This window comes from Exiguobacterium sp. s46 (genome assembly GCF_018618875.1).
In the GTDB taxonomy this organism is placed as follows: Bacteria; Bacillota; Bacilli; order Exiguobacteriales; family Exiguobacteriaceae; genus Exiguobacterium_A; species Exiguobacterium_A abrahamii.
This window is the reverse complement of the sequence record NZ_JACSMY010000001.1, coordinates 1,585,623-1,598,654: the sequence shown is the minus strand read 5'-3', so window position 1 is coordinate 1,598,654 and position 13,032 is coordinate 1,585,623. Positions and strand designations below refer to the sequence as shown.

General features: G+C 47.6%; 13 protein-coding genes. 9 read left to right on the top strand and 4 right to left on the bottom strand.

The window, feature by feature from the left end:
* Positions 1–139: 139 nt before the first annotated feature.
* The 5 genes from KNQ08_RS08420 (at position 140) to trxA (ending at position 4,763) form a co-directional block, all read left to right on the top strand.
* Positions 140–1,813: an AMP-binding protein gene (locus tag KNQ08_RS08420; protein WP_214805255.1), complete on the top strand. Its 1,674-nt coding sequence runs from the start codon at positions 140–142 to the stop codon at positions 1,811–1,813.
* Between the two features lie 71 nt (positions 1,814–1,884).
* Positions 1,885–2,463: a fatty acid metabolism transcriptional regulator FadR gene (locus KNQ08_RS08415; RefSeq protein WP_050677632.1), complete on the top strand. Its 579-nt coding sequence runs from the start codon at positions 1,885–1,887 to the stop codon at positions 2,461–2,463.
* Between the two features lie 74 nt (positions 2,464–2,537).
* Positions 2,538–3,311, top strand: coding sequence for an electron transfer flavoprotein subunit beta/FixA family protein (locus KNQ08_RS08410; RefSeq protein WP_050677631.1), 774 nt, complete (start codon positions 2,538–2,540; stop codon positions 3,309–3,311).
* A gap of 13 nt (positions 3,312–3,324) precedes the next feature.
* The gene (locus tag KNQ08_RS08405) at positions 3,325–4,290 is read left to right on the top strand and encodes an electron transfer flavoprotein subunit alpha/FixB family protein (protein ID WP_050677630.1); all 966 of its coding nucleotides are present in this window, start codon (positions 3,325–3,327) and stop codon (positions 4,288–4,290) included.
* A gap of 161 nt (positions 4,291–4,451) precedes the next feature.
* The gene (gene trxA, locus KNQ08_RS08400; RefSeq protein WP_023468994.1) at positions 4,452–4,763 is read left to right on the top strand and encodes a thioredoxin; all 312 of its coding nucleotides are present in this window, start codon (positions 4,452–4,454) and stop codon (positions 4,761–4,763) included.
* 60 nt (positions 4,764–4,823) lie between these two features.
* Here trxA and KNQ08_RS08395 read toward each other — a convergent pair whose 3' ends face one another.
* On the bottom strand, positions 4,824–5,201 hold the full coding sequence (locus KNQ08_RS08395) for a VOC family protein (protein ID WP_055968739.1): 378 nt from the start codon (positions 5,199–5,201) through the stop codon (positions 4,824–4,826).
* Between the two features lie 14 nt (positions 5,202–5,215).
* Positions 5,216–6,538, bottom strand: a complete 1,323-nt coding sequence (locus KNQ08_RS08390; RefSeq protein ID WP_214805254.1) for a dihydrolipoyl dehydrogenase family protein — start codon at positions 6,536–6,538, stop codon at positions 5,216–5,218.
* An 82-nt stretch (positions 6,539–6,620) separates the two neighbouring features.
* On the opposite strand from KNQ08_RS08390, the gene uvrC reads away from it, so the two are divergent.
* The gene (gene uvrC / locus KNQ08_RS08385) at positions 6,621–8,405 is read left to right on the top strand and encodes an excinuclease ABC subunit UvrC (RefSeq protein WP_047393598.1); all 1,785 of its coding nucleotides are present in this window, start codon (positions 6,621–6,623) and stop codon (positions 8,403–8,405) included.
* Positions 8,406–8,445: 40 nt separating this feature from the next.
* On the opposite strand, the gene KNQ08_RS08380 is transcribed toward uvrC, so the two are convergent.
* A complete protein-coding gene (locus KNQ08_RS08380; RefSeq protein WP_023468990.1) occupies positions 8,446–9,060 on the bottom strand; it encodes a PH domain-containing protein in 615 nt (204 codons plus the stop codon).
* A gap of 117 nt (positions 9,061–9,177) precedes the next feature.
* The gene (locus KNQ08_RS08375; RefSeq protein WP_251133638.1) at positions 9,178–9,600 is read right to left on the bottom strand and encodes a YslB family protein; all 423 of its coding nucleotides are present in this window, start codon (positions 9,598–9,600) and stop codon (positions 9,178–9,180) included.
* 210 nt (positions 9,601–9,810) lie between these two features.
* On the opposite strand from KNQ08_RS08375, the gene KNQ08_RS08370 reads away from it, so the two are divergent.
* The 3 genes from KNQ08_RS08370 to sdhB are packed head-to-tail and all read left to right on the top strand — an operon-like array spanning position 9,811 to position 13,017.
* Entirely contained in the window at positions 9,811–10,428 is a 618-nt protein-coding gene (locus KNQ08_RS08370) for a succinate dehydrogenase cytochrome b558 subunit (protein ID WP_029342294.1), read from the top strand.
* A gap of 19 nt (positions 10,429–10,447) precedes the next feature.
* Entirely contained in the window at positions 10,448–12,211 is a 1,764-nt protein-coding gene (gene sdhA, locus KNQ08_RS08365) for a succinate dehydrogenase flavoprotein subunit (protein ID WP_023468987.1), read from the top strand.
* Positions 12,211–13,017 carry a succinate dehydrogenase iron-sulfur subunit gene (gene sdhB / locus KNQ08_RS08360; RefSeq protein WP_023468986.1) on the top strand — a complete coding sequence of 269 codons (807 nt, stop codon included), beginning with the start codon at positions 12,211–12,213 and terminating at the stop codon, positions 13,015–13,017. Before sdhA ends, sdhB begins: the two co-directional genes overlap by 1 nt.
* Positions 13,018–13,032: the final 15 nt, after the last annotated feature.

Below are 13,032 nucleotides of genomic sequence, written 5' to 3'. Positions count from 1 at the left end.
TTTGTATGATGATTTCTAATTGAACGAATCGAAAAAAACAAGCAGATTTGATTTCTTTTTTTGGATTTTACTGGCATGTCGAATTCGATTCAACGTATAATAAAAATGAATAGTAATTCATTATCAGGGAGGGAAACGTATGGAATCCGTTTGGTTATCTGATTATCCCGAGCAAGTACCCGCATCGATTGATTATCGAGAATTACCTCTTTATCAGGCACTCGATGAGGCAGCGACTGATTTTCCAGAACAACGTGCCTTGAGTTTCTTAGGAAAACGTATGACGTTTCGTGAAGTACGTGACGAGGCCCGCGCACTTGGGAGCCTATTACAAGAGCACGGACTAAAAAAAGGGGATCGCGTCGGACTGATGTTACCGAACTGTCCCCAGTATATGATCAGTTATTATGCTGTTCTCTATGCAGGTGGTATCGTCGTCCAAGTGAACCCACTCTATACAGACCGTGAACTTGAACAGATTCTCGTCGATTCAGGAGCACATCTACTCGTGACGCTCGATCTACTCTATCCGAAAGCGTCTCGTGTCAAGGCGTCGACGACACTCAAGACCGTCGTGACGACAAGTATCGCGGATTACCTTCCCTTCCCTAAAAATAAACTCTATCCGATTAAAGCACGGAAAGATAACAACATCATCATTGATACGACAGGTTCGATCCCGTTTTTATCTTTGCGGGGGTATGAACCGATTACACCAGTCGCGATTCAACCGAAGGAGGACGTCGCGGTTCTCCAATATACGGGTGGAACGACAGGCGCACCCAAAGGTGTCATGTTGACACACTTTAACTTGAGTGCAAACGTCGAACAGATCGACAACTGGTTCTATAAATACAATCGAGGAGATGGACGGAAGCTGTTAGCAGTCGTTCCTTATTTCCATGTCTATGGCATGACGTGTAACCTCAATTTCGGCATATTTAATGCCTATGAACAAATCATCGTTCCGAAATTCGATATCGAACAGGTACTCAAGACGATTCATAAGGAAAAACCGAATCTGTTCCCAGGTGCTCCGACGATGTATGTTGGTCTATTGAATCATCCGAAGCTGAAGAAGTATGATCTCTCTTCGATTGAAGCCTGTATTTCTGGTTCAGCTCCTCTACCAGTCGAAGTGCAGGAAAAATTCGAAGCGCTGACGGGTGGGCGGATCGTTGAAGGATACGGTCTGTCTGAAACGAGTCCGGTGACGCATACGAACTGTATCTGGGATCGTCGGATTCCTGGAACGGTCGGTATTCCGGTACCCGATACGCAAGCGAAAATCGTCCAAGCGGACGGAGAGACACCAGCTGCTCCAGGTGAGATTGGTGAGATTATCGTCACAGGTCCGCAAGTCATGAAAGGATACTGGAAACGACCAGAAGATACGCAAGCTGTTCTGCGAAACGGTTGGTTGCATACGGGAGACCTTGGATATATCGGTGAGGATCATTATTTCCGAATCGTCGATCGGAAAAAAGATTTGATCATTGCTTCTGGATTCAACATTTATCCACGTGAAGTCGAAGAAATCCTATATGAACACCCAGCCGTTAAAGAAGCGGTCGTCATCGGTGTTCCGGATGTCTACCGCGGAGAGACTGTCAAGGCGTTCATCGTCGTCAAGGATGAGATGACGGTCACGGAAGAAGAACTCGATCAATTCTGTCGTAAACAGTTAGCATCGTTCAAAGTGCCGAAGCAGTATGAATTCCGGCAAGAGTTACCGAAGACGTTCGTTGGTAAGATTCTCCGCCGTGTTCTCGTTGAAGAAGAACGTGCCAAACAACTCGAAGAAAGCAGTTGACAGGATAAAATGACATGATAGAATAAATATGAATGAACCATCATTCATTTTATGCGTTAGGAGATAGTGGAATGAAACGAACAATGTCAAAGAGTGACCGCATCATTGATGCCGCCGTAAAAGTCATCGCCAAGAACGGCTACCATGGAGCGAAAGTGACTGCCATCGCAAAGGAAGCCGGGGTTGCGGATGGAACGATCTATCTGTACTTCAAGAATAAAGAACATCTCTTGATTTCGCTATTCCAAGCGAAAATGGGAAGCTTCATCGAATATTCCGAAGGACAAATCGCGAGCCATACATCAGCGACGGAACAATTGGCAGCATTGATTGAGGCACACCTCGAGCAATTATCCGTCGACTATGATTTAGCGGTCGTCACGCAGATTGAGTTGCGTCAATCGAACCAAGACATGCGTCAAAACATCGCTGCCGTCTTAAAGCCGTACTTGCATCTGATTGACCGGGTCGTTAAGCACGGGATGACGACAGGTGAGTTTTCAAACGATCTGGATTATCGATTAGCACGTCAGATGATTTTCGGAACGATCGATGAGGTCGTGACGAGCTGGATGGCAAGTGGATTCAAATATGAGTTGCTTGAGACACGCGACGGGATTCATCGGATGTTGATCAAAGGGCTGAGTTAAGCCCTTTTCATGACAACAACTATGTAAGCGGATACAAAGAATGATGGTGAATAGACGACAAGGGGGAGCATGAGATGGAAATCTATGTACTGTTGAAACGCACATTCGATACGGAAGAAGCAATCCAACTCGAGAATGGTCAAATCGATGAGGATGGCGCTGAGTTCATCATTAACCCATACGATGAGTATGCGGTAGAAGAAGCGATTCGTGTCCGTGATGCACAAGGGGGAACGGTGACGGTCGTGACGGTCGGACCGGAAGATGCGGACAAGGAATTACGAACAGCACTCGCAATGGGAGCGGATCAAGCAGTTCGTATCTCGATTGAAGATGATATCGAAGAGGCAGATCATTTCACGATTTCTGAAGTGCTCGCTGGTTATTTGAAGGAACAAACGGTTGATCTCGTCATCGCCGGGAACGTCGCAGTCGATGGCGGAAGTGGTCAAGTGGCGCCTCGCGTCGCAGAACTACTTGATATCCCTTACGTGACGACGATCACGAAACTGGAGCTTGACGGTACGAAAGCTGTCGTGACACGCGACGCTGAAGGGGATACCGAGACGATCGAAACAACACTTCCGTTACTCGTCACTGCGCAACAAGGATTGAACGAACCACGTTATCCAAGTCTTCCAGGGATCATGAAGGCGAAGAAAAAGCCGCTTGAAGAACTCGAACTCGATGATCTCGAACTTGATGAAGACGAACTCGCACCACGTCTAGAGACGATTGAGCGTTTCTTACCACCGAACAAAGCAGCTGGTAAGATCCTCGAAGGTGAACTGAACGAGCAAGTCGCGCAGCTCGCATCATTATTACGTAACGAAGCAAAAGTGGTCTAAGGGGGAGAAACGAATGACAAAAGCATTAGTACTCGCAGAATCACGGGATGGTAGTTTACGGAATGTGTCGTTTGAGGCAATCGCAGCAGCGCGACGTGTCGCAGATGAAGTCATCGCGGTCCTGATTGGACACGATGTCGCAAAGGATGCCGATGCTCTAGCATCACGCGGAGCGGACCAAGTCCTCGTCGTAGAGGATGAGCGTCTTTTACACTACACGCCAGACGGTTATGGACAAGTCTTCCTCGAGTTGATGAATCGAACGTCACCCGACGTGCTCGTCTTCGGTCATACGTCGCTCGGCAAGGATCTATCACCGAAGATCGCGGCAAAACTACAAGCCGGTTTGATCAGTGATGTGACGGCGATTGAAGGGGAAGGCGCAGATGCGTCATTCATTCGCCCGATCTACTCGGGGAAAGCATTTGAAAAAGTCAAAGTCGCAGAAGGCAAGACACTCTTTACAGTCCGTCCGAACAACATCGATCCGCTCGAAGCAGGTAGTTCACAAGGAACGGTCGAGTCGGTTACGGTTGAACTGAAGGATTTACGGACAATCGTCGCAGACATCGTACGCAAAGCAACAGGCGGCGTTGATTTGTCAGAGGCAAAAGTCATCGTCGCAGGTGGACGAGGCGTCAAGAGTTCGGACGGCTTCGCACCGTTACAAGAACTAGCAGATGTCCTCGGAGGAGCAGTGGGTGCTTCGCGTGGTGCTTGTGATGCAGATTACTGCGACTATGCGCTTCAAATCGGTCAGACAGGTAAAGTCGTTACACCGGATCTTTATATCGCGTGTGGGATCTCAGGTGCGATCCAACACTTAGCAGGGATGTCAAATGCCAAAGTGATCGTTGCGATCAACAAGGACCCGGAAGCGAACATCTTCTCTGTCGCTGACTATGGCATCGTCGGTGATTTGTTCGACGTCGTGCCACTATTGACAGCTGAATTCAAAAAAATGCTCGTTCACGGATGAGTTTGAAGACCGGTGCCATTATCATGGTGCCGGTTGTTTTTGCAGATTTTTCGCGTGAGCAGTTTCGTTTGTTGGAAGAGACTGCTATGATATACTCGAATCAATAAAGAGATCACCCATTTTTTTACCGGGTGGATCTACTCATTAGGAGGTTATGATCAATGGCAATCGTACACGCAACTAGCCAATCATTTAAAGAAGAAACACAAGAAGGTCTCGTCCTTGTTGATTTTTGGGCAACATGGTGTGGACCATGTCGTATGCTCGCACCTGTTCTTGAAGAACTCGATGCTGACATGCAAGATGTAAAAATCGTCAAAGTCGACGTAGATGCAAACCCAGAAGTAGCTGGAGCATTCCAAGTTCAAAGTATCCCGACACTCGTTCTCTTCAAAGATGGACAACCTGTCAACAAAACAATGGGCTTCATGCCAAAAGACGCACTTAAAGAATTCGTTGAAACATCTAACTAATTCTTTCCTGCATATCAAAACAGACCGTTCTGCACAGGCAGAACGGTCTGTTTTTTTAGATTACATTGGCGTACAAAGTTCGATCAGGTGACCATCGGGGTCGAGGACATAGGCGACGACTTGCCCCCATGGTTTTTGTGCAGGTGCGAGGACGGTCTCATATCCTGCCTCCACCACCTTCTGAAATAGAGTAGGGACGTCATCCGTGATGAAACCAATCTCTAACGTCTGTTGTGTTTTTCCACTCGGTATCATGTAATCCGGAATCAACTGTTGCACGTCTTCACGCGTATTGAAGGCGAGTGTCGTCTGACCGGTCTCGAACTCGATGTAGCTGCCGTGCTCCGCCTTGACGGATAAGCCAAGAACGTCTCGATAGAATGTCAGCGTCCGTGCAGTATCTTCAACGTATAAAATCGTATAGCCGTATTGAATCATCCAAAAGCCTCCTGTCAATCCTCGAATAACGAAGCGATGTCTGAAGCAGGTGTCGGGTAAGCGAATCCAGTCTGTTGCATCGAAGTACTTGGAATCCGGTGTTGCATCGCAAACGAGAAATAGTTTGCTAGTTCCGCTGCATTGACACCGATGAAGTGTGCGCCAAGGACTTGATCATCTTCCCCGACGAGCACTTTCGCCCGAGCGAAACTGTCCTTGATCCGTGCGTTCGTTTGCCAAGCGGACGTATCAATCAAACGACCACGATAAGGAATACCTGCTTTTTTCAAAGCAGCTTCCGTCTCACCAACGAGGGCGAGGTTCGGCGCGGTGAATACGACGCTAGGTACAGGGAGCAGCTCTAGTTTCCGATTGTTCCCTTCGAGCATGTTATCGGCAGCGAGTCGTCCTTCGGTTCCAGCGAACGGCGTCAACGCTGGATTCCCACTGACAGCAACATCTCCTGCGGCATAGATATGTTCGACGGAAGACTGAAGGTACGCATTGACATGAATTCCTTTTTCATTATGCGCAACGCCAATCGCTTCGAGACCAAGCTGATCGATACTTGCGACACGTCCAGTCGCATTCAAGACGACATCCGTCTTCAAGACGTCACCGTTCGATAGATGAAGGGATTCCTCTTCGTAAGCGACGACCTCTGCTTCTTTGATGATCGAGATACCAAGTGCCCGTGTGGCTTCTAACAGCACATCAACCAATTCGCTCTCGAATTGTTTTAAGGCGTTAGAACGTAAGACGATCGTGACGTCTGCGCCAGCAATACGAGCGAGATGGGCGAACTCGAACGAGATATAACCGCCACCGATGCAGACGAGTCGGCGTGGAAGTTCTTTCAGTTCAAGAAACTCATTACTTGTTATGAAACGCTCACTACCGGGTACAGATAATTCGCGAGGTCTTAGACCGGTTGCGATTAAAAACTGTTTCCCTTCGATTTCGTCTTCACCAATTCGAAGGCGATGTGAAGACACGAAATGCGGTTCTCCATGGAAATAGTCGATGTCCGTTTCCGCGTACCGCTTTCGTGTTTGCTCCGGGATGGCGCGTGTGTATTCATTCTTTCGCTCCATCAATTGGCGCCAATCAATCGAAATCAGCCCCTTTACGCCGTATCCGAGCAATCGCTCGACAGCGTCTTTCGTCTCACTACCCGTCAGTAAGATTTTTTTGGCGTCACATCCACGTTGTGCGCATGTGCCACCTGGAGTGAAGTTCTCCACGATGGCAACACGTAGTCCTTTTTCAGCGAATTTATAAGCCGCTTGGTTTCCAGCGGAACCTGTTCCGATCACAATGCAATCATATGTACGCATTTTTCATCCTCCGTATGTCATAATCAATGTATGGTATTTACCCGAACGAATAAAACTAAAAACGGTGAAAGGAGACATTTATTTGGGACATCAAGAACATATCAAAGCGAAACTATCCCTTTTGCCTGATGAGCCAGGATGTTATCTGCACAAAAATGAATTCGGCGAAGTCATCTATGTCGGAAAAGCAAAAAATCTCAAGAATCGTGTCCGTTCCTATTTCACGGGAGCACATGATATTAAGACGGAACGTCTCGTCGCGGAAGTCCGTGACTTCGAATACATCATCACAGCTAGTGAACTAGAAGCGTTGTTGCTTGAGATGACGCTTATTAAGAAACATGATCCGAAGTACAATATCATGTTGAAGGATGATAAGTCGTATCCGTACTTGAAAATTACGAATGAGACATATCCTCGCCTGATCACGACACGTAAGTTGAAAAAAGATGGTGGTCATTATTTTGGTCCTTATCCGAATGCGTATGCGGCAAACGAGACGAAACGTCTGCTAGATCGTTTATATCCGCTACGTAAATGCCAGCCGATGCCGAAAAAACTTTGTCTGTATTACCACATCGGTCAGTGTCTCGGTCCATGCGAAATCCCGAATCTCGAGTCGGAACAAAAGGCACTCGTTTCGGAAATCCGACGTTTCTTGTCGGGCGACACAAAAGAGCTTGTCGAAGACTTGAAACAGAAGATGGCGGACGCGGCCGAAACGATGGAATTCGAACGTGCGGGAGAATTGCGCGATCAAGTAAGGGCGATCGAGTCGATCATGAACAAACAAAACATGATCACAGCGGATCTGACGTCACGTGACGTATTCGGGATCCATGTCGATAAAGGCTGGATGTGTGTCCAAGTCTTCTTCCTTCGCGGCGGAAAGATGATCGAACGTGATGTCTCGCTTTTCCCGATCTATGGTACACCGGCAGAAGAGCTCGAGAGTTTCATCGTCCAGTTCTACGAAAAGAACATCAAACCAAGTGAAGTATATGTACCGCCACTCGTCAATCAGTTGCTGCTCAAAGAGGCGCTATCGATTAAAATTCACGTTCCGGTCCGAGGATCAAAACGGAAATTACTTGATCTAGCGACGAAGAATGCTGAAAATGCGATCTCGGAACGCTTCGAGTTGTTAGCAAAAGATGAGAAACGGACCGTTCAAGCAGTCGAAGAACTCGCCGATGCGATCGACGTTCATCCATTGTCCCGGATTGAGATCATCGATAATGCGAACATTCAAGGTGCGGATGCCGTCTCGGCGCTCGTCGTCTTTGAAGACGGTAAACCGCTTAAGAAGGAATACCGGAAGTTCAAAATCCGGACGGTGCAAGGACCCGATGACTATGAATCGATGCGGGAAATCGTGCGCCGTCGGTATCGTCGGTTGTTACTTGAAGGAGCGCGCCTTCCAGATCTCGTCCTGATTGACGGAGGAGTCGGACAGTTGAATGCTGCTTTAGAAGTCATTCAAGATGAACTCGGTTTATCCCTGCCGGTCGGCTCATTAAAAAAGGATGACAAACACCGGACGAGTCAGTTGTTGTTTGGAGAAGGTGCACGGTTAATTGAACTAAGTCCGCGTTCAAGTGCGTTTTATCTACTTCAACGCATGCAAGATGAAGTCCACCGGTTTGCAATCACGTTCCACCGCTCGCTCCGTTCAAAAGGGATGACTCGTTCCTTGCTCGACGAGATTCCAGGAGTCGGACCGAAACGACGCCAACAGTTGATTCGTCATTTCGGATCGATGCGTAGCTTGCGACGCGCAACGATCGAACAGTTGGCGGAAGCAGGATTACCTGTCAAGTTAGCGGAAACCGTCGCTGAATATTTAAGTCAAGCAAATGAAGAATGAAAAAAAGCCGTCCTCTTGAAGAGGGCGGCTTTTTTAGTGATTAGTTGTTGATGTACTTTTCGTAGTATGAACCAAAGTCACGCTGGTTCCACTGATGGTAGTGACCTTGTAGCCACTCGAAGGATTGTTCGGACAACTCCTTGAATGTTTGCGGCACGTTCATGTCACCTTGACGAAGTCCGCCGAGAATCGTGACCGAATGATTCAATGAGCTGTTTGCGAATTCGAGCATCTTTTGTCCTTCATACTGTTTTTCAGCGATCGCAAGAAGTGTTTTGTAAAGATCTTTCACATGTTCGAGTTGTTTCTTATCGACGTCGATCGAATAATGTTTGCCACCGATCTCGAATTTAATCTCGACATCAAGATCGACCGTTCCCGCCGTTTCGAACATGACGTGGCGAATCGGATAGTGTGCGTACGGATAACGATACAAGACGCGTTTCGAACTGACGGCACTTTCACCATCGAGGTGAATTAAAGCCAGATTCGTAAAGCAATACTCGTCAGATTTAGATTTGATCAAGAAATAGATTTTCTCGCCGTCTTCATGTAAGACATAATCGTCAGCGGCTGCCTTGTCGAAATCATCAGGATGAATGACTTGTCCGATATCACTGAATCCTGTTAAATCTGCTGCTAGTTTTTTGAACATGTGAAGTTCCTCCTCGCGATTTGTGTACGAATGATTTTACGAGCATTTACTGCAAAAGGTTTCATGAATCTATTTCGATGTTGAAAATTAAGATTCCTGTCACGTTTTATGTAAATTTCACTTGAGCGGTTCAAGTGGATCTTTAGGGTCGATTTGGACCGTGATTTGAACGAGCTCTTTATTTAACTCGGCATATCCTTCCGCGACACATCCGTTAAAACGAGAGAACTGTTCAGCGAGGAAACCCGCTTCGAGTTGGAAGTACCCTTGTGGTCGTTCATCTCTCGTCGTATCAGGAGGAGACAGAACGAATGAGATAGCAGTTCCTTTACGTTTCTTGATTTCGAGCGTTCCCCAACCTGCTTGTTCAAAAAATAAGGCTAATTCAGATTCATCTACGACAGGGAATTGACGCGCTAGACGTTTACCTGCCCAGTAGATGACTTGCCGATAATCCGATCCTAAAAGATCAGTCAGCACATAATCTCGGATCAATTCGATACCGAAAAGTGGTGTTTGATTTGGTGTAGCATCCATCATGATTCACTCCTATCTGTGAACCATTATACCGAGATGATTCTTGTCGGTCATTGTTTTCCTAAAAAAATTTGCAGTTAAATGCAACGGCTCGGGTTGTCTTCTAAAAAGGACAGGAGTAGAATAAGTGATGAAAAGACGAATTTCCTTATGAAAGCGCTTTTCTACCAAAATGCGCCAACGGTTGATTGGCAAACAAAAGGGGGGATTTGGATGGCGAATCATCGTGATTTCGTGAGTCGTAAGATACACTCACTGCTCGGCGTCATTCCAATCGGGTTATTTTTACTTTCGCACTTAACGACGAACTACTTCATCGTACGTGGTGAGGAAGACTTCAATAAGGCCGCGGAATTCGTGGGGAACGTTCCGTATCGATTGTTCTTAGAGATCTTTGTCATCTTCATTCCGATCATCTTGCATGGTGTCTACGGTGTGTACATCGCATTCACCGGTTCTGCGAACACAGGGCGTTATACATACTTCCGGAACTGGATGTATGTACTGCAACGGTTCAGCGGTGTATTCCTTGTCGTGTTCATCACGTGGCACGTTTGGGAAACACGGATTGCCGCTGCGATGGGAACACCAGTCGATGCAAGCATGATGCAGAACATCGTCGATAACGGATTCATGCTCGCGTTCTATATCGTCGGGATCTTGGCGACGACATTCCACCTTGCGAACGGACTTTGGACGTTCTGCATCACATGGGGAATCACGCAGTCACCAGCATCTCAACGGGCGATGTCTTACGTGGCAGCACTCGTATTCATCGGTTTATCGTTTGTAGGCGTACGCTCGATCTTAACGTTTGCAGGCGTGTTGTAAGGAAAGGGGAACTGACAACATGGCGAACAAGAATCTTGTCATCATCGGCGGAGGGCTTGCCGGTCTGATGGCTACGATAAAAGCAGCGGAGCAAGGCGTACCAGTTAAGTTATTCTCACTCGTACCCGTTAAACGCTCACACTCTGTTTGTGCACAAGGTGGCATCAACGGAGCGGTCAATACAAAAGGGGAAGGGGATTCACCATACCAGCATTTCGATGACACGGTATACGGTGGGGACTTCCTCGCAAATCAACCACCTGTTCAAAAAATGGCGGAAGCAGCGCCGAAGATCATTCATATGTTCGACCGGATGGGTGTCATGTTCAACCGGACACCGGAAGGCTTACTCGACTTCCGACGTTTCGGAGGAACGTTGCATCACCGGACGGCATACGCTGGAGCGACGACTGGGCAACAACTATTGTACGCATTGGATGAACAGGTTCGTAAGTTCGAAGCGCAAGGTTTGGTAGAAAAATATGAAGGATGGGAATTCCTTCGTGCCATCATCGATGACAATGGCATTTGTCGTGGAGCAGTTTGTCAAAACCTCCGGACGATGGAAATCGAGGCATTTGCCGCGGATTCTGTCATCCTCGCGACAGGTGGTCCTGGGGTCATCTTCGGAAAATCGACGAACTCGGTCATCAACACAGGACAAGCAGCAGCAGCTGTCTATCGTCAAGGAGCAATCTATGCGAACGGTGAGTTCATTCAGATTCACCCGACAGCGATTCCTGGAGACGATAAATTACGTCTCATGAGTGAATCAGCACGAGGTGAAGGTGGTCGCGTCTGGACGTATAAAGACGGTAAACCTTGGTACTTCCTTGAAGAGAAATATCCGGCGTACGGAAACCTTGTTCCGCGAGATATCGCGACACGCGAGATTTTTGACGTCTGTGTCAATCAAAAACTCGGCGTCAACGGGGAGAACATGGTCTATCTGGATCTATCACATAAAGACGCAAAAGAACTCGATGTCAAACTCGGTGGGATCCTTGAAATCTACGAGAAATTCGTCGGTGATGATCCACGAAAAGTACCGATGAAGATTTTCCCGGCTGTTCACTATTCAATGGGTGGACTATGGGTCGACTACGATCAAATGACGAACATCCCTGGATTGTTCGCAGCTGGTGAATGTGATTATTCGATGCACGGTGGTAACCGTCTCGGAGCGAACTCGCTTCTCTCTGCGGTATACGGCGGAATGGTCGCTGGACCATCTGCCATCGCATATATGAACGAACTCGAGACATCGGTTCATGAGATGAGCGAGGACGTCGTCGAAGCGCATAAGATCGAAGAAATCAACCGTTTCAACGATATCCTATCCATGGAAGGTACGGAAAATGCGTATCAAATCCACCGTGAGCTTGGAGAAATCATGACGGATAACGTCACGGTCGTCCGGTATAACGATAAGCTCGAAGAAACACTTACAAAAATCAAGGAACTCCGCGATCGCTTCACACGCATCTCGGCAACGGATACAGCGCGTTGGAGTAACCAAGGGGCATCGTTCATCCGTCAGCTCGATCACATGCTCGACCTAGCCGAAGCAATCACGCTCGGTGCCTTAAAACGTGACGAGAGTCGCGGAGCGCACTACAAACCTGACTTCCCGGAACGTAATGATGAACAGTTCTTGAAGACGACGATGGCGCGTTATACGAATGGTCATCCAGAAATCTTCTATGAAGACGTCGACACGTCGTTGATTCCACCACGGAAACGCGACTACAGCAAGAAGTCGAAGAAAGAGGTGAAAGCATAATGGCGACACCACTCGAATCATCCACTACGCAAAAATCGGTTCAATTCATCGTTCAACGTCAAGATGGACCTGATGGTAAACCGTATGATGAAGCGTTTGAAATTCCGTACCGTCCGAACATGAACGTCATCTCTGCTTTAATGGAGATTCGCCGGAATCCTGTCAATGCAGCTGGTGAAAAAACGACACCAATCAACTGGGACATGGGTTGTCTAGAAGAAGTCTGTGGTGCTTGTTCGATGGTCATCAACGGTACACCACGTCAGTCGTGTACGGCACTCGTCGATAAACTCGAACAGCCGATCCGTCTGCAACCGATGCAGACGTTCCCGATCGTTCGTGACCTTCAAGTCGACCGTCAACGCATGTTCGATGCGTTGAAAAAGGTCAAAGCATGGGTCCCAATCGATGGAACGTACGATTTAGGACCAGGACCGCGTATGCCAGAAAATAAACGCCAATGGGCATATGAGTTATCGAAATGTATGACGTGTGGCGTGTGTCTCGAGGCATGTCCGAACGTCAACGATCGTTCGACATTCATCGGACCAGCATCGATTTCACAAGTTCGTCTATTCAACTCGCATCCAACAGGTGCCTTCCACAAGGAAGAACGCCTTGAAGCGTTAATGGAAGATGGCGGGATCATGCAGTGTGGTAACGCTCAAAACTGTGTCGAGGTTTGTCCGAAAGGGATTCCACTGACGACTTCGATCGCAGCGATGAACCGTCAGACGACACTTCATTCATTCAAGAAGTTCTTCGGTAGTGACGAAGGACGGACAGGTGAAGCCGTTAGTTCATGATTTATCAAAGAAGGA